This window comes from Staphylococcus sp. HGB0015 (assembly GCF_000411275.1).
Lineage (GTDB): Bacteria > Bacillota > Bacilli > Staphylococcales > Staphylococcaceae > Staphylococcus > Staphylococcus schleiferi.
In genome coordinates, this window is the sequence record NZ_KE150418.1 from 401,065 (window position 1) to 421,790 (window position 20,726).

Annotated in this window: 15 protein-coding genes and 2 pseudogenes; 12 read left to right on the forward strand and 5 right to left on the reverse strand. The window is 36.4% G+C overall.

What is annotated here, in order from left to right; translation table 11 throughout:
* Positions 1-75: 75 nt before the first annotated feature.
* The 3 genes from HMPREF1208_RS08465 (at position 76) to HMPREF1208_RS08475 (ending at position 4,312) form a co-directional block, all read left to right on the forward strand.
* A complete protein-coding gene (locus HMPREF1208_RS08465) occupies positions 76-1,188 on the forward strand; it encodes an NAD(P)/FAD-dependent oxidoreductase (protein WP_016425949.1) in 1,113 nt (370 codons plus the stop codon).
* Positions 1,182-2,531, forward strand: coding sequence for a nucleoside recognition domain-containing protein (locus HMPREF1208_RS08470; protein WP_016425950.1), 1,350 nt, complete (start codon positions 1,182-1,184; stop codon positions 2,529-2,531). Before HMPREF1208_RS08465 ends, HMPREF1208_RS08470 begins: the two co-directional genes overlap by 7 nt.
* 164 nt (positions 2,532-2,695) lie before the next feature.
* Positions 2,696-4,312: a xylulokinase gene (locus HMPREF1208_RS08475; protein ID WP_016425951.1), complete on the forward strand. Its 1,617-nt coding sequence runs from the start codon at positions 2,696-2,698 to the stop codon at positions 4,310-4,312.
* Positions 4,313-4,521: 209 nt separating this feature from the next.
* Here the strand turns inward: HMPREF1208_RS08475 and HMPREF1208_RS08480 are convergent, their stop codons facing one another.
* The 3 genes from HMPREF1208_RS08480 to HMPREF1208_RS08490 form a co-directional block, all read right to left on the reverse strand.
* Positions 4,522-5,487, reverse strand: a complete 966-nt coding sequence (locus HMPREF1208_RS08480; RefSeq protein ID WP_016425952.1) for an amidohydrolase family protein — start codon at positions 5,485-5,487, stop codon at positions 4,522-4,524.
* Between the two features lie 182 nt (positions 5,488-5,669).
* Positions 5,670-6,029, reverse strand: coding sequence for a DoxX family protein (locus tag HMPREF1208_RS08485; RefSeq protein WP_037559422.1), 360 nt, complete (start codon positions 6,027-6,029; stop codon positions 5,670-5,672).
* A gap of 19 nt (positions 6,030-6,048) precedes the next feature.
* Positions 6,049-7,452: a DHA2 family efflux MFS transporter permease subunit gene (locus HMPREF1208_RS08490; protein ID WP_016425954.1), complete on the reverse strand. Its 1,404-nt coding sequence runs from the start codon at positions 7,450-7,452 to the stop codon at positions 6,049-6,051.
* A 119-nt stretch (positions 7,453-7,571) separates the two neighbouring features.
* Between HMPREF1208_RS08490 and HMPREF1208_RS08495 the strand changes: the two genes are divergently transcribed.
* From HMPREF1208_RS08495 to HMPREF1208_RS08515, 5 genes are all read left to right on the forward strand, one after another.
* Positions 7,572-8,363 carry an arylamine N-acetyltransferase family protein gene (locus HMPREF1208_RS08495; protein ID WP_016425955.1) on the forward strand — a complete coding sequence of 264 codons (792 nt, stop codon included), beginning with the start codon at positions 7,572-7,574 and terminating at the stop codon, positions 8,361-8,363.
* A 19-nt stretch (positions 8,364-8,382) separates the two neighbouring features.
* A complete protein-coding gene (locus tag HMPREF1208_RS08500) occupies positions 8,383-8,958 on the forward strand; it encodes a TetR/AcrR family transcriptional regulator (protein ID WP_016425956.1) in 576 nt (191 codons plus the stop codon).
* A 15-nt stretch (positions 8,959-8,973) separates the two neighbouring features.
* Entirely contained in the window at positions 8,974-9,531 is a 558-nt protein-coding gene (locus tag HMPREF1208_RS08505; protein ID WP_016425957.1) for an isochorismatase family protein, read from the forward strand.
* A 100-nt stretch (positions 9,532-9,631) separates the two neighbouring features.
* Positions 9,632-10,414, forward strand: a complete 783-nt coding sequence (locus HMPREF1208_RS08510) for an arylamine N-acetyltransferase family protein (protein WP_016425958.1) — start codon at positions 9,632-9,634, stop codon at positions 10,412-10,414.
* A gap of 721 nt (positions 10,415-11,135) precedes the next feature.
* Positions 11,136-12,722, forward strand: a complete 1,587-nt coding sequence (locus HMPREF1208_RS08515) for an SdrD B-like domain-containing protein (RefSeq protein WP_016425959.1) — start codon at positions 11,136-11,138, stop codon at positions 12,720-12,722.
* 599 nt (positions 12,723-13,321) lie between these two features.
* On the opposite strand, the gene HMPREF1208_RS08520 is transcribed toward HMPREF1208_RS08515, so the two are convergent.
* Positions 13,322-14,494 (reverse strand): YSIRK signal domain/LPXTG anchor domain surface protein, encoded by a 1,173-nt coding sequence (locus HMPREF1208_RS08520; protein WP_016425960.1) that lies wholly within the window; start codon positions 14,492-14,494, stop codon positions 13,322-13,324.
* A gap of 415 nt (positions 14,495-14,909) precedes the next feature.
* On the opposite strand from HMPREF1208_RS08520, the gene HMPREF1208_RS08525 reads away from it, so the two are divergent.
* The gene (locus HMPREF1208_RS08525; RefSeq protein WP_016425961.1) at positions 14,910-16,667 is read left to right on the forward strand and encodes an SdrD B-like domain-containing protein; all 1,758 of its coding nucleotides are present in this window, start codon (positions 14,910-14,912) and stop codon (positions 16,665-16,667) included.
* Between the two features lie 115 nt (positions 16,668-16,782).
* Here HMPREF1208_RS08525 and ssuE read toward each other — a convergent pair whose 3' ends face one another.
* Positions 16,783-17,322, reverse strand: coding sequence for an NADPH-dependent FMN reductase (gene ssuE, locus HMPREF1208_RS08530; protein ID WP_016425962.1), 540 nt, complete (start codon positions 17,320-17,322; stop codon positions 16,783-16,785).
* Positions 17,323-17,763: 441 nt separating this feature from the next.
* Here ssuE and HMPREF1208_RS08535 point away from each other — a divergent pair, with 441 nt between their 5' ends.
* The 3 genes and pseudogenes from HMPREF1208_RS08535 to HMPREF1208_RS12675 form a co-directional block, all read left to right on the forward strand.
* Positions 17,764-18,054 (forward strand): hypothetical protein, encoded by a 291-nt coding sequence (locus HMPREF1208_RS08535; RefSeq protein ID WP_016425963.1) that lies wholly within the window; start codon positions 17,764-17,766, stop codon positions 18,052-18,054.
* A 333-nt stretch (positions 18,055-18,387) separates the two neighbouring features.
* Positions 18,388-18,483 (forward strand): annotated as a pseudogene (locus HMPREF1208_RS12670) (YSIRK-type signal peptide-containing protein); the annotation flags it as partial.
* A gap of 825 nt (positions 18,484-19,308) precedes the next feature.
* Positions 19,309-20,726 (forward strand): annotated as a pseudogene (locus tag HMPREF1208_RS12675) (SdrD B-like domain-containing protein); the annotation flags it as partial.

Here is a 20,726-nt window from a genome sequence, read left to right on the forward strand (position 1 = left end):
TTCGCATTGCAATCTCCTAGAAGAAAGGCTATAATATTAAATCGTAATTATTTCGATTTGGAAAGAGGGATTGTAATGCGCAAACAACATCGTCGCGTGATGATTATTGGTGCAGGTGCAGCAGGGATTGGGATGGCAATAACAATGAAAACATTTCAAATGGAAGATGTCTGTGTAATAGATAGTGGTTCGATTGGTCATTCCTTTAAAAATTGGCCGAAATCTACACGCACGATTACACCTTCGTTTACTTCAAATGGTTTTGGGATGCCTGATATGAATGCCGTTGCAAAAGATACGTCACCGGCTTTTACGTTTAATGAAGAACATTTATCAGGTGAAACGTATGCATCCTATTTAGAATTAATCGCCAAACATTATGAACTTGATATTCAAACAGAGACACATGTGCATGCAGTGAATCTGGTCGATGGTGTCTATGAACTCGAAACCTCTCAAGGTACGTTTACTGCAGATTATTTATTTATCGCAACGGGAGATTACGCATTTCCAAACCAACCATTTGAACATGGCATTCACTATAGTGAAGTTTCTGATTTTACTACATTGCCTGGTAAAGCTTTTACCATTATTGGTGGGAATGAAAGTGCATTTGATGCAGCGATTCATTTAGCTGAAAAAGGTGCAGAAGTTTCCATATATACAGATAGTACAGGATTTGATGCTGAGGAAGCGGATCCAAGCATTCGTTTATCTCCTTATACACAACAACGTCTTAGAAAAGTTGTGCAACAAGGTGGCTCGATTACGATGAACGTCCACTATCGTGTCGAAGCAATCCACTTTAAAGACGGTCAATATGTGATTCAATTTGCTAATGGTAAAACGGTCAATAGTACGACTGAACCCATTGTCGCAACAGGTTTTGATGTGACGCGTAATCCATTAGTTCAACAACTTTTCACTGTAAAAAATGGAGAGGTAAGTTTAACAAATTTAGATGAATCCACGCGTTATCCTAATGTCTTTTTAGTAGGTGCGACAGTCAGACATGCAGATGCGATTTTATGCTATATTTATAAATTTAGATCACGTTTTGCAGTATTAACACATACTGTGATGCAACGAGAAGGTTTACATGTGAACCCGGATGTAGTTGATGACTATAAAGCAAACCAAATGTATCTCGATGATTATAGTTGTTGTGGTGTGAATTGTTCATGTTAACCGTTGTTTATGATTTTAAGAAAAATCAAATGCCAGACATTCCTGAGGCGACACATGCGTTTGTCGTTAAAGGTTTTAATCATCTTGGTCGATTAGATCAACAACAATTGAGACAGTATATTGTAAAGCATAAATTAAATCTTTCTTTGAACGAAAGCGTCACGCATACGTCTGATGAGACGAGGCATGTGGTCACACATTTGCAAGAATTTATGCAAGCCCGTGAAAATCGACGTCCACAATGGTATCAAAGTCTGATAGGCTGGCTCGCTATCTTTTTCATGTTTGCATTTCCAGTTTATATCGCCTATCATTTTTCAGATTGGCTTCAAAATCAGTATATTGCGCCATGGATTGAGCGCATCTCTCAATATGACTTATTTCAACAAAGCGTTGTGCAAGCGTTGATGTTTGGGGACTATGGTGTTTTATCTTTAGGGACATATTCGCTCGTATGGTCATTGCCTGTCGTGATTTTGTTGAGTTTTTCTACAGCACTTATTGAACAGAGTCATGTTAAACAGTATATGATTTGGTCGATTTCACCAACGATGGAAAAAATGGGTTTAGATGGTACAGATATTATTCCTGTATTAGAAGGCTTCGGTTGTAATGCAGCAGCGATTGTTCAAGCCGGTCATCAATGTCGTGCATGTACGCGATCAAAATGTATGAGTCTGATTAGTTTCGGTTCTTCATGTAGTTATCAAATTGGTGCAACATTATCGATATTCAATGTTTCACACCACTCGTGGTTGTTTGCGCCGTACTTAATGCTCGTATTTATCGGCGGTGTCATCCACAACAAAATTTGGTATCGAGATGAAACACCGTTTATTCCTTATAGTGTAGCAGTAGGTCAAAAAATACAATGGCCAGATTTAAAAAATGTGGGATCACAAATGTGGGAAACGGTAAAAATGTTTATTTTCCAAGCGATGCCGATATTTATTGGGATTTGTTTAATCGCTAGTACATTAGCACTCACACCTATTTTGACAATGATCTCAAAAATATTTGTACCGATCTTAATGTTATTACATATTCCGCATGACTTATCAGTGGGTATATTATTCTCCATGATTCGTAAAGATGGCATGCTCCTCTTTAACATGGGTGGCGGTAGTGTGATACAAAGCCTTTCCGCATGGCAAGTGCTATTACTTGTCTTTTTCAGTTCAACATTTACGGCTTGTTCTGTAACAATGACTATGGTCATGCGCCAACTTGGTCTTCGAGAAGGCGGCAAGATGATTTTGAGACAAATGGCAACGTCGGTATGTTGTATTGCTTTATTAGGGGTTATCACTTTTGTAGTTTTACAATGGACATCTATTTTATAAGATAAGTATAGAGAACAAAAGTCGGCATCTGAAGTTTCACGGATGTCGCTTTTGTTCTTTTTTATTGCGGAGTCACTTTTGACTTGTAGTCAGTGAAGATTGACGGTGTGAGCGGCTGCATCATAAAATGAAAGCGTAATGCAAAGAACAAATGAGGTGATTTGATGGCGGGTACAGACATTCGTGAAGCGATAGAGAAAGGCGACATCACAGTAGGAATCGAACTCGGTTCAACACGTATCAAAGCAGTAGCGATTGATGCTTCGACACGTCCAATCGCAAAGGGAAGTTATGAATGGACGCAACAGTTGAAGGCGGGCTATTGGTCTTTATCGCTCGATGAAGTATGGCGTGGCTTGCAAGAAAGTTATCAACGTATGTCCCAGGAAATATATGATCGGTATCACATCCGTTTGAAAAAACTTGCGGCTCTTGGCATTAGTGGGATGATGCACGGTTACTTAGCTTTTGATCAAGAGGGGAAATTATTAGTTCCTTTTCGTACGTGGCAAAATAATTATGCACGTGAAGCGGGTGCAAAGTTAACACATCAATTTCAGTTCAATGTTCCAGAACGTTGGAGTATTGCGCAATACTATCAGTGTGTCTGCAATAGAGAAGCGCATGTGAAAGATGTGGCCTATCTGACAACGTTATCCGGTTATGTCCATTGGCAATTAACAGACGAAAAAGTATTAGGGATAGGCGATGCCTCTGGAATGTTTCCGATAGATGCGCAACAAAATACATATCGAAAAGATTTAATGGCACAATTTGATGCATTGATGAAGGAACAAGGTTTTTCTCAGTCTATTGAATCGATTTTGCCGAAAGTCTATCAAGCGGGTGAACGTGCGGGTCTATTAACCGCTACAGGTGCCAAACGATTGGATCCTGATGGTTTTTTAGAAGCGGGATGTGTGATGTGTCCGCCTGAAGGTGATGCAGGAACAGGAATGATTGCGACTAATAGCATCGCACCAAAGACTGGAAATGTATCGGCAGGAACGAGTATATTTTCGATGATTGTCCTCGAACAACCATTAAAACAAGTAGATCCAGATGTGGATATTGTAATGACGCCAGCTGGAGACGAGGTCGCGATGATTCATGCGAATAATTGTACGTCAGATATCAATCAATGGATGCATCTCTTTGAAGAAGTTTTCCAAGTAATGGGTGTCTCGTATGACAAAGAAACCCTATGGACGCGACTGTTTGAACAGGCGACACAAGGGGATGACGATTTAGGCCAGTTGTTATCGTACGGGTATGTTTCAGGTGAATTTATTACTGATATCAAACAAGGCTTTCCACTGTTTATGCGTTTAGAAGAACGTGAATTGACGCTTGCTAATTTTATGAAAACACATATTTACAGCGCGCTCAGTACGTTGAAAATCGGGGTGGATCGATTAAAAAAACATGAAAATATTGCGCTTGATCGTATGACCGGTCATGGGGGTATTTTTAAAACTAAAAATGTTGTTCAGCGTTATTTAGCTGCCGCTTTAGAAACACCAATCACTGTTATGGAGACAGCCAATGAGGGTGGTGCGTGGGGAATCGCAGTTTTAGCACGTTACATAATAGAAAATCACACGACCTTAGATGGTTATTTAAACACGATTTTTAAGGATAACTTGCATACGTCTACGTGGTCACCGCAACCTCAAGATATTGAAAGTTTTAAAGCGTATATTCAGCGCTTTGAAAAATATTTAACACTTGAACGAGAGCTCAACAAAAAGCATTCTAATAGAGAACGTCGCGATGAGTAGAAAATTCGAAACAATTTTAGCTCATATTTGAAGATGATTTCTTATTTGAATTAAAATTTCTATCAATATCATTATGGCTCACGAATTGTTTTTAAGAAGCATGAATCTTGATTATGAAATCAAACATAAAAAAGGATAACACAGTACGCACCATTCCTTGTATGACATGGATAAAAATGGTGCGTTTTCGTGTTATCCTTTAAAATTGCTTATTCTTGACGGTTGATTTCGAAAAATTCGATTGCGTTGCCACGAAGAATACCGTCAATTTTATCTGTATCGATATCACTATTTTTAATATAGTCTACCGCACGTGTATATTTTTCATCTTGGAAATAAGGGAAGTCGCTTCCCATCATCAAGTGTTCAGCACCAAATGTCTCAATCGTATTAACTAATGATGGACCATGGAAGTTGGCTGTATCAAAGTAAAATTGACGATTTAAGATTTCCCAAGGGCTTGTTTTAAAAGCATTCCAGTCTTCGTAGTTATCTTCAATACGTTGCATAAAGAAAGGTAATGCTCCACCTAAATGTGAGATGTGAAACTTAATGTTTGGATATTTTTGCGGTATATTGTTTTTCATTAAATGAAGTGCGACAAATGTGGATTCCAATGGTGCACCAATGACCCAGTGTAATTGATAGTCATTGACCATTGGAGATTGTGCACCACAACCGGTAGGATGCACGTATAGTGTCGCATGTAGTTCATTCATTGCTGCGAAAAAAGGTTCGAATTGCAAATCGGCAACAGACACTTTGTCTTTTACTAATGTTGGAATTGCAATACCGATAAATGCATCTTTCGCTAATAACGTTTTTGCTTCTTCAATGGCTTGGTTAATATAAGGAAGTGACACAGCACCATAAGCTAAAAAGCGATCAGGATATTTTTGTACGAGCGATTCGTACAATCCGTTAATCATTTCTGCTGAAGCTTTTGCTTCTTCTTGATTTCCCCATTGTGGCGATTGTGGAGTCGCTGAAATAATTTGTTTTTCAACGCCCGCATCGTCCATCATTTTAAAACGTTTTTTCAAATCTTCCTCTGAATCTGATTGGTTAATCCCTTTGGCCACTTCAGTACCTTGGCTACCAAGACGACCTAAACGTTCTAAATATTCTTCACTCCATAAGTGTGCATGCGTATCAATTGCTTTTATATTTGTCATGCTCACAATCATCTCCATTTCAAATTTGCAATGCATCGTTGAGCCTTATCTCATACACAACGATTGTCGAAGTGTTATAGGCTCATTTTGCTTTTCAAAGATGCAAACTAAGGTGAAACATATTGTAAATATACCCACATAACATACATTTACCCAATAAAGTAGAATAACAATCGCATATTTTATTTTTTGAAAGTATCGAGTAGCGTTAAGGTATTTAATAAGAAGTATTTACCCGCAGATTGTGTTGCTTTATAACCGTGACCGGCTTTAATGTGTTGGTACATTGCAACACCCATAATAAGATTAATCATTACAGCACCAAGACGTACAAATTTCACACCTGCTTTGCCAAAAGTAGAAGTTAACAATAAGATAGAACCTACAATTTCAAATACACCAGCTATTTGCATCAAGTTTTTGTTAATATTAAATGCTTCTTTAAATTGTGTTGCCATTGCTTCATCATTTCTCACTTTTGGCAAACCACTTTTAATAATATCTTTTGCAACGTAAGCGTTAATCGCATGATTTAATAACATCATACAACCTCCTAAATTTTTAATTTGATGATTCTTTTTTAGATACACGAAGGGCAATGAATGCCCCAATTAAGCTTAGAACTGCAACTACTTTATACGTCCATTGCAAGCCAAAGATATGACTGGCAACAGTGCTGCCGCCATGTCCCATAGCGAGTTGCGATAATAACGTAACCAGTAATCCTGTTCCAATCGCAGCAGAAATTTGACGTAACGTGTTATTCATTGCAGTCCCATGCGGGATGAGCTCTCTTGGTAGTGCATTAAGTGCTTCGGTTGTCATTGGCACCATAATGCCAGAGTTACCTAACATCATCACTAAAAATGACAAGATGATATAAGTGATAGATGATTCTGCATTTAAAAATGAGAGCAGTAATGTACCGATAAAAATAAGCGTCATCCCACTCACTGCGAGAATGCGTCCGCCAATGATGTCATACAATTTACCTGTCACAGGTGAAAGGAGCCCCATCACCAGACCACCCGGGAGTAAAATGAGACCGGATTGAAGCGGCGTTAAACCACGCATCGTCTGCATATAGATTGGAAGTATTGTCAATGTCCCGATAAATATCAAAAACATCAGAATGACTAAACTAATTGGTATCGTAAATGCCCGATATTGAAACACACGTATTTCAAGCATAGGTGTCTCTAATTTAAGCTGTCTCATAACAAAAGTGACCAGTGCCACGACAGCTACGAGAAGTGTTAAATAAATGATAGGGTTGCCCCATCCAAATTGACTGGCTGAACTAAAGCCGAATAATAAACCGCCAAAACCAATCGTTGATAATATCACAGATAAAATATCGAGTTTCGGTTTGGATAATTCAGTCAGATCCATCATTTTAAAATAACCGAATAATAAATCAATCACTGAAATGATGAGTATGATTAAAAATAAATAGCGCCAATCAAATGCAGTAACAAACCAACCTGCAGCAGTAGGCCCGATTGCTGGCGCAAAACCAATGACTAATCCGAAAAGTCCCATGGCCATACCACGTTTTTCTAATGGAAAGACAAGGAATAAAAACATTTGCGTCAGTGGCATCAAAATTCCTGCACCCATTGCTTGAATCGCCCGACCTACTAAAAGTAATGTAAAGTTAGGCGCAAGCATACATAATAAGGAACCCACGACGAATAACAGCATAGCTGTAAAGAATAACCGTCTTAATGAAAACCGCTGTGTAAGATAAGCGGTTATCGGAATCATGATGCCATTTACAAGCATGAAGATGGTCGTTAACCATTGTGCAGTGCCACTCGTAAGATGAAATTCCTCCATTATTTTAGGAATCACAGTCGTCATTAAAGTTTGATTGAGTACTGCGATAAAAGCCCCAATCATCATCATTACGATTGCAGGAATATGATGTTGCATCGAATTGTTCGAAGTTGCCTCATCCGACATATACGTCACCTCTTTCTAAACGGAATTGACTATCACTTATTTTAAGCGGAATGCATTCCATTTGTCAAACTTGCAAATTCCATTTAATATTAGAGGCATAAAAACGTAAGGAGGCCATTATGGATATACAAAATATAGAGAAGAAATTAGAAATCAATGAACAAAAACAGTTCAAAAATCGTGTTGAAGCGCTCAATTACTATACACGACAATTTATGTATCATGTCCCATTTGAAAATTTGGATGTCCAAAATGGTGTTCGTATTTCAACAGAATTGGACGATTTGTACGACAAGCTCATCAAGCGGAATCGCGGGGGCTATTGTTATGAAAACAATACCTTCTTTGGTGCTTATCTCGAAGAAAAAGGCTTTGATACGCATTTTGTAGGTGCAACAATTCATACACCGAATGGCGGTCGGAGTCGTTTTGGGACACATATGTCATTAATTGTAGAGATAGAAGGTGAAAGTTACGTCGCTGATGTAGGCTTTGGAGATTTACCTGCAGATGCCCTTCATGTCACACATGACGGTTCAGATATTGTGGAAGATGTTGGAGGTACTTATCGTGCGGTATATATTGATGACACCATTCATGTTCAAAAATGGGTTGATGATGAATGGCAAACGAAATATGAAGCAGAGCCACAAGCTCGTGACTTAGACCATTTTTCTGACAACATTGAATACAATCAAACCAATCCTAATTCTGTCTTCGTCAAACGACTTATTGTCACAATGCCTAAGCCATACGGTAGAGCGACAATGTCTCATGAAAATTTAACGATTTCAAAAGAAGGTAACAAAGAGAAACAGCCCGTCACTTCTGAAAACTATAAAGCCTTTTTGAAAAAGTACTTTGGATTAGACGTTACTGTATCACGTTTAGAAAAAGATACAGAAGAATAAGATAAAAGGTGTGTTTTGCATGACAAGCAAAGAGACGACAAAACGCTTAGACGCACGCAGAAATGAGAAGTTAATATTAGAAACGGCTTCAAAAATGATGAGTGGGAATACTGAAATCAGATCGATTAGTATGGCAGCAATTGCCGACGAAGCCAATGTAGGTGTCGGAACACTCTATCGTCATTTTGAAAGTAAATCGATGTTATGTCGCGCGGTTATTGATGACCAAATTGATGATATGTTCGCTGATATTGAGGCATTTTTAACTCAAAATGAAAAGGCTTCATTGCATGACAGATTATTCGGTGTACTGAATATCTTTTTGAATTTAAAAGAGCGTAATCTCAAGCTACTTAATTTTATAGAAAAAAGTGGCATTAAAGCCAACGCGACAAACACCGCACCGTTTTATGAGGATTTATATCAAATTATTCAACGTGAAATGGAAAAATCAGGCAATATCGATAACATGGAATTGAAAATTGATATGTTGTTAAATGCTTTTTCTTCAGACATTTACATGTATGAACGCTTTACAAGAGGTTATACGATAGATTCGTATCTTCAAAATTTACTTGAAATATATTTGAAATAAGATGGAGGTCTTCAAATGATAGATTTTAACAAAACAGCGCTAATTTTAGTTGATTTACAAAAAGGAATTGTCGCATTAGACGGTGCACCGCATTCAACTGAATCAGTAGTGAACCATGCAAATCAAGTGATTGAACAATTCCGTGCGCATAATGGCTTTATCGCATTTGTTCATGTGGCTTTTTACGATGGTAAAGACAAACTTCAACCGAATGCGATGGTACAACTTCCTGATGAATCAGACCCTAATTTTTCTGATTTTCCAGAGCGATTGGATTATCGTGAAGGGGATTACGTTGTAACGAAAAGACATTTCAGCGGCTTTTTCGGTACGGATTTAGACTTACAATTACGACGTCGTGGCATTGATACGGTAGTCATTGGGGGCATTTCTACGCATATGGGTGTTGATACAACAGCACGAGATGCTTACCAGTACGGTTATAATCAATACTTTTTAACAGATATGATGACGGCACCAGCTGAACATCTGCATGACTTTTCTGTTAACTATACTTTCCCAGTGATGGGTCAAACGATGACAACCCAAGCATTTTTGGATCAGTTATCTTAAACAAACATGCGGTTGTGTTTCAAATATTAGAGGACTGTAGATAGGTGAATACGTGTTGTTTCGTACCCTAATCCATGAGAGATAAAGAGAGGTTTTATCAATGAATTTTGAAGCATTGGAATCACACATTGGTTTAACACCTTCAGAAACGACAGGCAAAACTTTAACGGATTTAACGACGTATATTCGAAAATTTTTACAAACGATCCCTTTTGAAGCGATTGATATATTTAATGGAAGAACTATTTCAACGGATGTCCAAACGAATATCGATAAATTTACGCAATATCATCGTGGCGGTTTATGCTATGAAAATAATGTCGTCACAAATGCTTATTTAACCGCACGTGGCTATGAAACAATGATGGTTGCTGGTTACGTTAAACCGCCGAAAAGAGAGTGGAAAAAGCGTGCCACACATTTAACCAATCTTGTAACGATTGATAATCAGCACTATTTGGCGGATACCGGATTTGGTCATTTTCCGAGTCAACCTATTCCATTGACTGGTGAAGTGGTCGAAGATGAAGACGACTTTTATCGAATTATTTACGACGATGACGCACAAAGTTATTTCGTTCAGACAACAAAACAAGCTAAAGAAAATTGGAGCGACTTATTGAATTTTAAACGAGAGCCACGAAGTTTAATTGATTTTATGAAAGATTTTGACTACACAGTGTTTAATACAGAGTATAATTTTAAGCATCATTTACTCATTAATAAAAAAACAGATAACGGTCATATGACAATGACAGAAAATCATGTCAATATCATCAAAAATGGACAAAAACAACAAATTGATGTCACACCTATCAACTATCAAGCGTTATTAAAACAATACTTTAATATTGAGGCTACCATTCCAGCCTTAGAACAATAAATGATGTCGTCACTTCTATCTTAGATGAGAGGTGACGGCTTTTTTTAATGCGTGTAACTGGATGGGGGAGGCATTGCGCTTCATTGTACAAATGTACAGTACAATCTACGGGTGAATTTGAGTATACAATTCATCTCATTGTAAGTGCAATGGATTGTACTTCAAAAAACAAGCGCTAAATTCGTTATTACTTCCAGCTTTTACAGCTAGCTATGGATATTTCAAGAAGCGGTTTATTTAAGGTTGATACATATCATCTTATGCTTTTGAAGTATATGTTGTACTTATAAAGCATTAGGCAAATGCATATTTAAAGAGAAGTTTTCTCAGTTAAAAAGAGGAACAGAGAACCTTGAACGTTCAAGGATTTTCATATAAAATCACAATTTTTAATCATATAACAAATTGAAATACACTTTTAAACTGAAATATAAAAGATTGAAAAAGTTTTAGGACCATAATAAAATAATCCGCATACTCAAAGTGTTTAGTTTTTTAATTTGAAAATAATTATATTCTAAATGAGTAAAAAATAATTTTGTCGAAGTTTGCTCATCGTTGTCATGGCAGTATTGATAAGAGGTGAATCGATATAAAAAGATTGAAATGCTTTTCGATTTAAAGTTGTTTTCTGTATGACAATATGACGTTTGAAGTGACACTTTATTATTATACGAATGCAAATATAAAAATAATGAGAAATTGGGAGGTGTTTATTTTGGTGAATGAGAAATTTTTTGACAGGCCAAATAAACGCAATCAAAATCATATCGGTAGAAAAACTTTCGCAATAACAACATTATGCATGGGTTCAATACTATGTTTAGGGATGCATACACATGATGCTGAAGCTGCAGAAATGCCCAACGCGCCAGTTGAGTATGAAACACAAATAGAGTCTACTGGCGACCAAACGAAAGAAAATAGGGATTCAATACCTGAAAATCAGAGGCAAAAATTGCCAAATACGCAGACACGCGCACCTGAAGCAACGTCACTAAAACAAGGTGATGTGTCGAGTGAACAAGTAAGTAATCATCAAATGGCACAAACCTCACAGCCTCAAACTCAAGCGAGCCAAGCACCTATCCCAGCGCCAAAAATGCTCAGCGAGACGAACAATAGGCCAACAGAAACGCCCCAAGCTGATTCGACAGTGACACAAGTTCAGCCTCAAGGTGTTGAACTGAAACATACGAATCAAATCCCTTCAGGGCGCACTGCACCACAAAAGTCTAAAAACGATGTTAATGAGATTGGACAGGGGGCAAAAAGTGCTGTAAATAAAAGTGGAAGTCGAGATGACGCTGTACAAGGTCAACCGTACCGAATTGGTAATCAAGTATGGGAAGACCTCAATCGTAATGGCAAACAAGATGCCGATGAACCTGGCGTTAGAAATGTAAATGTGCGTTTAACAGACAATCGATATAAGCTGTTAAAAGAAACGCAAACTGATGCGAATGGCCGTTATCTGTTTACCGACTTAATTAACGGACGCTACTACATCTTCTTTGAAACACCTACAGGTTATACACCAACAAGAGCTTTTGCGAACGGGACCACCACGGATAACGACTCGAATACGCGCATCGATCTTGTTGATATTAACAATAAAGATGACTTAAGTGTTGATTTTGGTATCTATAAAGATTCGACTTTATCTGAATCCAATACCGATACCGAAACTGAAACACCAAATCAGCAAGTTCCACCAGTGCTAAACCCACAAATACCGGAGAGCCCGACACCACAGTCAGAGAATCCAACAACACAAGAGCCAGAAGCACCAAAACAACCGGAGAGCCCGTCACCGGAAGAACCAGAAGTGCCAAAACAATCAGAGAATCCGACATCTCAAGAACCAGAAGTATCACAACAATCAGAGGATTCAACACAGCAACAACCAGAAATGCCACAACAATCAGAAAGCTCAAAAACTAAAAATCCGGAATCTCACAAAGGTGTGACACCTGAAGAAATAGATACAGCACGAGTTTCATCTAGACTTATGAATATGTCTGCACAAGAACCATCATCAGAAAATTCGTACGTAATCCCTTCAGAAAAAGATGCACGTACATTCGTAAAAGAGTTAGAGTCTACATCAGAGAAACCTAAGAATAAACCTCAAAAGGATAGTCATCAAACAAAGGGTAGTCATCAGCATAAGGACAATCATAAGCACCCACACAAACGTGCTCTACCTGAAACCGGTATGAAACGGACACCGAAATCGTTTTGGGGATTACTATTATTAGCAATTGGTATTCTTTTTACAATTGGACAACGTGCTGGAAGAAAATAAATATAGAGGAGCCTGGGACATAAATATCAAAATAAATAGCTCGAAGATGATTTTGATAAAAATTGTCTTCGAGCTTCCTTTTATTATCATGCTTCGTATTATATAGGCTCGCTTTCCGAGGGGACAGCCTCAGCCTGTAGTCTTCGGCTCGTCCTGTTCCCTCAGGAGTCTCGCTATAAATACTTCGCTTATATATGTAATCATTCACCATTATACTTAAAAAATTAAGGCACTTTCGTATAATTTAATTCATCACAACAAAAACTAAATTAACGAGGTGCCTAAGGAAATTAGTCGCATCTAGTGCGGCTAAACTGATGATAAAAGGAAAAAATCCGAGATTTTTCGTTTTTTACGAAAACCTCGGATTTCATCGATTATTGAGACAATTTTATCTCAGGCTCTTTTGATGAAGAAATAATAGTAGTTTAGATTAATGTGAGTTTTTAAAGTGGATGTTTGACAGTAGATGACTGAATTGAGGGGAAACACTTACTTGTCCTCAATTCGAGTCATCCATGCCAAGCGAATGTATTGATTACATCCTTGTGTAAGTATAGGTATAGGGTATTAATAATGACCTTTTAATTGATAATAAATTAATGTGACTTTCTTTGGCGGCTAACCAAATAACCTCCAAGAGCAATGCTTAATCCTCCAAGTAAAGTTGTACCGAAAAGTGATTCATTTTCACCTGTTTGAGGTAAAGCTTTGATTGTTGAAGTTTCACTTGAGTGCTTTTCAGCAGGTAGGGCGATACGTTCACCTGGCAAAATCAAGTTAGGATTTGGCATGTGATTCTCTTGTTTTATTTTTTCTACAGTCGTACCTGCTTTTTTAGCAATTTCTTGAACCGTATCTCCCGGTTTCACAATATGTGTTGCGGGCTTTTTCGGTGTAGCATGACTTTCTTTCTCTTTTTGAGTCATTTGAGGTTTGTTTTTAGTATCTTGATGCTGAGGTTTTCCTGGTTTCTGTTCAGGTTGCTTAACCTCAGGGCTCTCTTTCATCTGAGGCTTTTCTTGAGGCGTAGGTTGTTCATCCTGCTTTGGTTTTTCTGGTTGCGGTGCATTCGGCTTTTCCTCTTTTTGAGGTGCGTCCTGTTTTGGTTTTTCTTGTTCTTGGGCATTCTTTTGGTTGAGAGCTTGTGCCTCAGATAAAATAGCCTCAGCTTGATCTGGATTTTCTTCTAATCGTGATAGAAACATATCACGTTGTGGTTTACTTAAATGAAGCAAGTTGCGAATTTGATCACCGAAGTGTATTTTCTTTAAAGATAAATTCACGCCTTGAGCTTGTGCGATAATTTGATCGATTTGTTCAGGGAATTGATTAATAACCGTAATGTACTGTTCGCGATCTTCATCATCTAAATACTTCAACTGATTAATTTGATTAATCGCGTTTTGTATTTTTGCTTGATTTGTATCATTTTGTGGCTGTGCATCTGCTTTCGGTTTTGCGTCACGTGCCGCATTAGCGAATTGGCTATTACGTTGCTGTGCTTCAGCAAGGATTTTCTCCTTATTACCCGGGTAAGCGATTAATAACTGCGTAAAATATTGACGATCTTCTGGTGTTAAATGAGACAATTGATTGATTTGATCAATAGCCTGTTGGATACTTGCTTCACTCACATCATTTGATTGTGGGGATGAAGGTGATGTTTCATCGGCTAAGGCATGTCCTGAAGTCAATAACGTGCTTGCTAAAATGAGAGAACCTACCCCAATGCTGAACTTTCGAATACTAAATGATTGAATCTTTTCCATATCTATTAAACTCCTTTCAATGATGGCGTTTACCTATTTCAAAATACAATATAGGTATTAAATATATGTATTTTATATGTAATATCATTTTAAAACAAAATGTTACTACTCTAATAAAATAAATCTATATTATAAAAATGTCCATTGTAATTTCACTCTTTTGTCACCTTATTCTACTTTCTAATTATTAACTTTAAGTTAATAATTTCGTTGATATGACAATAAAAACGAGCAAAAAAAAGCCTCTTCAATGGTGCTAAATTATAAGAATCTTAACTTTTTATTATTCTAATGAAATATCAAAAATAGAATGTATAATTAAATTATCGTAAATAAAATTATTCTTAAATTGACCAATCATATTTATTTAAATGAAATGAATTTCACCATTAATTATTAGGAGGCAGTGATACCAGTGGAAAACAAAATGCGTATCAAAAGTAAACATCTAGAAAGTAAACATAACCGTTATGGTATTCGCAAAAGTACAGTAGGCACAGCGTCACTCATTGTAGGTGCAATCTTAGTTTTTGGTGTACAAAATGATGCACAAGCAGCTGAAAGCGAAACGAAAGAAGCGGTACAGCATGTCGCTGTAGAAAATACGGATACATCAAAAGTAGAAGAAGCGCCTCAAGTAGTAGAGGCATCTCAACAATTAGAAAAGGTTACACCTTCACAAATCGTTTCAGAAATAAAGCCACAAGCACAGCAAGTTGATCAAAAACAAGCTGACGCGACTTCAAATGAAGTTCAACCACAAAATCAAGCTGAAAATCGTGGAATCGAGTCAACAAAAGAACATGCAGTTGTAGATAACAATGTAGTTTCTCAACCTAATAACAGCCAAGCTGTTGCACATCAACCATCTACAAATACACATGAAAAAGAAGCACATTCTTCAAAATCTGAAGTAGAAAAAGCTGAGAACTTCCGTATTGGTAATCGCGTTTGGGAAGACGTCAATAAAAACGGCAAGCAGGACGCAGGTGAGCCGGGTGTCGCAAATGTGAAAGTAGAGTTGAGAGACAAGAATCATCAATTATTACAAACTGTTCACACAAATGGCAACGGCGAATATATTTTTACTGGTGTCAAAAAAGGTGCGTATTTTATACAATTTCACACACCTGAAGGCTACAAACCTACAGTAACGCATGCTACTTCTTCGACTATGGAAAACGACTCTAATGGAAGACGAGCATTCGTGGAAAACGTCGATAAAGATGATTTGACTATTGATTTTGGGTTAATCAAAAATACGAACGAGGCTGAAAAAATATATAAAATAGGTGATTTTGTATGGGAAGATGTCAATAAAAATGGTAAACAAGATGTAGGCGAACCAGGTATTGCTGGTGTAACTGTTATCATTTTAAATGACAAAGAGGAAGAAGTCGGACGTACAGTTACTGATGCACAAGGCCACTACGTTTTTGATCATATTAAGAATGGAAGATATTCAGTTCTTTTTGAAACACCAAAAGAATATGAACCAACGATTGACCGTGCACCGAATGTTACACAAGATTTAGATTCTAATTACATAAGCTCAGTTGTTGATATTAAAGATGGTGACAATTTAACAATTGATAGTGGTTTCTTTAGAACGCATCCAGCACCACCTGCGCCAGAGGAACCTAAAAAACCGGAAGAACCTAAAGCACCTGAACAACCAAAACAACCAGAACAGCCAGAAAAACCAGCACCAAAAGTACCAGAAAAGCCAATAGAACCTAAAAAACCTATGCCTGAACAACCAGAAATGCCAAAACAACCAGAGAAACCAGAACAACCGGCACCGAAAGCACCAGAAAAGCCAATAGATCCAAAAGAGCAGGCACCAGAGCAACCAAAAATGCCAAAAGAATTAGTGCCATCTTTACCAAAAGCACCGGAAGACTCAGCAAAACCTAAAGAACTTGTCCCTGCGTTACCAGAAGTGCCAGGACATGAAAAACAACAACCAAGAACACCAGTAAATAAAGAAATCGTTATTCCTTCACAACCGCTTGTGCCGAGTGAACCAGCGGATAAAAAAGGTAATCCGCAACCAACATTACCAAATACAGGTAAGGAAGAAAGCGATACAACATTGTGGGGGTCACTTTTAATCAGTTTAGGCGCACTGTTTGCTGTTGTGAGACGCCCAAAAAGAGCGAATAAAGAATAATTAAACTAGCACAAAAAGTCACAAATGGGTTGAGACATTTAAACATCTCAACCCATTCATTTTTGTATATAATATCGTAATCTCAATCGTCCTTGCTCGGGCGAGACGATGAAATCTAATCACTCACGTGTGATTCATCGTTTACAAATTTTTTAAGTACTTTATTTAATGATGCCTCTGCTTCTTGATCAAAGACGTAATGACCATCCTCAACATAAGAAATATGCTGATCAAGAATAAAACGACCTTTATGAATTGTATCCGCACCTAACTCTTTAATAACAGGATCCAAACTATACTGCATCGCAAGTGTGTGTGCAAATGAGCCACCAACGGCTAGAGGTAAAACTGTTTTACCTGTAAAAGCACCACGTGGTAATAAATCTAAATACGTTTTCAAAATCCCTGAATAAGCTGCTTTAAATACTGGCGAGACGATGACGATACCGTCTGAGTTTTCGATTGATTGATGTGTTGCAGTAACCGATTCACTTGTAAAATCAGCTGTGATTAATGCTTTAGCATCTAATTGATGCACTTGAATGACCTCTGTCTCTATTCCTCTTTGATTAAGAAACTGCTCTGTATAGTCAATGACACCTGTCAATCGAGATGCCACCTTATGACCGCCTGCAATAATCGTTACTTTTGACATTTAAAATCCCCCTTTATTTAATTTCACAAAGACTTACTCGCGAAAATTTTGCATCAAATATGATTCATACCATAAGTATAACATCTTCAAAGTATGGCCTTAAGTCATACTCATTTGAAATATAAACTGTAGAATCTTTTGAAGCATACATGAAATTTGAAAGATTAAAATTAAGAGAAAATAGAAAATGAATACATAATTAGTAGAATAAAAATGTATCTGTTCTAAAGGAATGAAATAATACATTTTTATAAGAGGTTAAAATCTTAATTAAGAAAAAACTGAAAACAAAAATAAAATGAATTTTATAAACAGCTATTATAACATTAATATATTTGCCGTCTCAAACATTAATTTAAAATTTAATAAGTATTACAATATTAATGACATAATATGTCTACCTTGTTTATTACAATGTAGTTATGTCATGAGGAGGAGCGTATGAATCAACCTTATCGATTATTATCCATTTATACTGACTTGATATTAGGGAGAGAAGTTAACAAAGTCTATGTTGCCAACGAGTGGGGGGTGAGTTGTAGAACAATTCAAAGGGATATTGCACATATTCGGAATTATATGCATGAAAGTGAAGAGTGGCACATTCTTGATAACCCAGTAATATATGACCATGAAACAGATAGCTACTATTTAAATAATGATATAACAGAAAATAGAAATTACTATTTTGATCATGCTATAAAAATGATTATGAAAAACAAAAACGATTAACTGATTAAATATAATTATTAGAATTCAATATTTATATGATTATTATAAACAAAGTAGAATCTCAGCTACTATCAACTAAAAACTTTTAACTAATACTGTATATCTCTTATTAAATTCCGAAAAAAAGTAATATCCTAATAATCTGATTTTGTTTTGCATTGTCTTAAAAAATTAATTTCGATTGTTTATAGCCTTGTATAAAAGCGTATACACTATACTTGATGAATTAAAAAATCAAAATTAATAATGCTTAATTTTTTTTGCAGTTTTAACTATTTACATTAAATATTATAGCTTATATTTTACATTTTATTTTTGGAGGAAAGTTTATTTATGAAAAATAATCAATTAGGTGGAATATCGCCTAACAAACAAAATAAGTATTCAATTAGAAAATATACAGTGGGAACAGCATCTTTATTGATTGGATCAACGTTAATCTTCGGTGTTCATGCTAAAGATGCAAATGCAGCAGAAGAAGTTGCCAAACAAACATTATCTGCTGAAGAAAATAAAGAAGAATCGGTAAATCAATCAAAAGAATTAAACGATGAAGAAATTCCTCAAGTCAATGAGCAAAAGGGCGATGTAACTGAAGAGGAAAATGTTGTAGAAGATTTACCAGAGGAAGAGAACGTGACAGAAGAAGCTGATCAACCGAAGCAAGAAGAGAAGACTGTCGAAAAACAACAAAGTGAAGATAAAACCGCATCAGAAAAGCCAGATACTCCTACACAAAAATCCACAGAAAAAGCACCATCGGTTGACGAAAATAAAGAAACACAAGCAACAACATCTGAGCGTAAAGCTACAGAATCAGCAAGTGATGTAGCTCCTAAAGATGTAAATAACAGTACGGAAACTCAAGTCCCTGTAAATAACGAAAAAGCAGCTTCAGCACCTCAAGCAAATGGTTTAGCTGATACTGTAAAACAAGTAGCTTTATTAACAAGCAATCAAGAAAAAGAAGCAGAATTAGTAGATTACTACTCTAAAAATGCAGGCGTGAGTTCAGAAACTGCGAAACAAGTTGTACAAGGGATGAACCTTGATTATCAAAATCTTGATTCTGATCAACTCACAGCAGAAATGTTAATTGCACTTGCAAACAAACAAGAGAAAAATACACCAAAAGCAACACCTGTTTCATTAAGACCAAGAAGTGCAATGATGAGAAGTACTTCAATTTCGGGCGTTAATGAAGCTAGGTTAACTGGTAATGATGTGAACAACTTAATTAATTCGAAAACAACTCTAACTGTTAACGATTCTGATAATAGTAATACAATCGAGCCTGGAAAAGATTCTATATCATGGAAGTCAAATGTTTTAGTAGATGATAAAGTAAAATCTGGAGATTATTTTACAATTAAATATTCTGATACTATTCAAGCATATGGTTTAAACCCAGTAGATATTAAAAATATTGGTAATATATATGACCCAAATAATGGCGAAGTTATTGCATTAGCTGAACATGATACTGCTAATCATCAAATTAAGTATACATTCACAGATTATGTTAATAGATTTAACAACGTGAAAATGAATATGAATTATACATTATATATAGATCCGAAGACAATACCACAAAGTACAAAAGGTGTAGAATTTAGTGTGACTATTGGAGAACAAACTACTTCTATAGAGTCGGATATTATGTATAAAGGATATTCTGTTAAAGGTGATAACTCTATTGGATCTGCATTTTCAGACACAATATCTAATAAAGGAAATAAAGAGAATCCGGGAAGCTATAAACAAACAGTATATGTCAATCCATTAGATAAAAACTTAAAAAATGCTAATTCGACTGTAAGAGCTTATGCGCCTAATGAACCAACAAATATCGGTCAAATTAATAAAGAAGTTACAAATATTAAAATCTATCAAGCCCCTAAAGGTTACAAATTAAATGAAGGATACTATGTGAATACATCTGACCTTAAAGACGTAACTGAACAGTACAAGACAAAAACGATATTTAGTCCTAATGAGACGGTTGATATAGCATTAGGTAATATTAATTCTCCATATGTAGTAGTGATAGATACTAAATTTAAATATACAGAATCTGAGACACCAAAGCTAATTCAATTTGCAAAGTTGTCCTCTGATGGCAATATCTTTGTATCAACAGGTAATGGTCTTGGTTTCACAGGAAGTAGTAGTGGAGGTACAGGTGAACCCGTATATCGCGTAGGCAACTATGTATGGGAAGATAATAACCATAATGGAATACAAGAGTTAGGTGAGACCGGTGTAGGAAAAGTAAAAGTTGAAGTTTATAATACTGTCGATAATAAATTAGTTGGAGAAGCGATAACAAAAGAAGATGGATCGTATTTAATTCCAAACCTACCGAACGGTAAATATAGAGTAGAATTTTCAAATCTACCTAATGGATACTTAGTTTCACCAACATATGAAGGCGATAATGACAAACTAGATTCAAATGGGTTAGTGTCAGAAATTACTATAAACGGTGAGGATAATTTATCAGCGGATTTAGGGATTTACAAGCCAACATATAGTCTTGGAGATAAAGTATGGGAAGATACAAATAAAAACGGGATCCAAGATGATGGTGAAAAAGGCATCGGAGATGTCAAAGTAACATTGACAGATAAAGATGGAAAAGTAGTTGAGACAAAAACAGATGAATCTGGTAA

Coding starts and splice junctions, on each gene's coding strand:
- HMPREF1208_RS08465 (WP_016425949.1), top strand. CDS start 76: ATGCGCAAACAACATCGTCGCGTGATGATTATTGGTGCAGGTGCAGCA.
- HMPREF1208_RS08470 (WP_016425950.1), top strand. CDS start 1,182: ATGTTAACCGTTGTTTATGATTTTAAGAAAAATCAAATGCCAGACATT.
- HMPREF1208_RS08475 (WP_016425951.1), top strand. CDS start 2,696: ATGGCGGGTACAGACATTCGTGAAGCGATAGAGAAAGGCGACATCACA.
- HMPREF1208_RS08480 (WP_016425952.1), bottom strand. CDS start 5,487: ATGACAAATATAAAAGCAATTGATACGCATGCACACTTATGGAGTGAA.
- HMPREF1208_RS08485 (WP_037559422.1), bottom strand. CDS start 6,029: ATGTTATTAAATCATGCGATTAACGCTTACGTTGCAAAAGATATTATT.
- HMPREF1208_RS08490 (WP_016425954.1), bottom strand. CDS start 7,452: ATGTCGGATGAGGCAACTTCGAACAATTCGATGCAACATCATATTCCT.
- HMPREF1208_RS08495 (WP_016425955.1), top strand. CDS start 7,572: ATGGATATACAAAATATAGAGAAGAAATTAGAAATCAATGAACAAAAA.
- HMPREF1208_RS08500 (WP_016425956.1), top strand. CDS start 8,383: ATGACAAGCAAAGAGACGACAAAACGCTTAGACGCACGCAGAAATGAG.
- HMPREF1208_RS08505 (WP_016425957.1), top strand. CDS start 8,974: ATGATAGATTTTAACAAAACAGCGCTAATTTTAGTTGATTTACAAAAA.
- HMPREF1208_RS08510 (WP_016425958.1), top strand. CDS start 9,632: ATGAATTTTGAAGCATTGGAATCACACATTGGTTTAACACCTTCAGAA.
- HMPREF1208_RS08520 (WP_016425960.1), bottom strand. CDS start 14,494: ATGGAAAAGATTCAATCATTTAGTATTCGAAAGTTCAGCATTGGGGTA.
- ssuE (WP_016425962.1), bottom strand. CDS start 17,322: ATGTCAAAAGTAACGATTATTGCAGGCGGTCATAAGGTGGCATCTCGA.
- HMPREF1208_RS08535 (WP_016425963.1), top strand. CDS start 17,764: ATGAATCAACCTTATCGATTATTATCCATTTATACTGACTTGATATTA.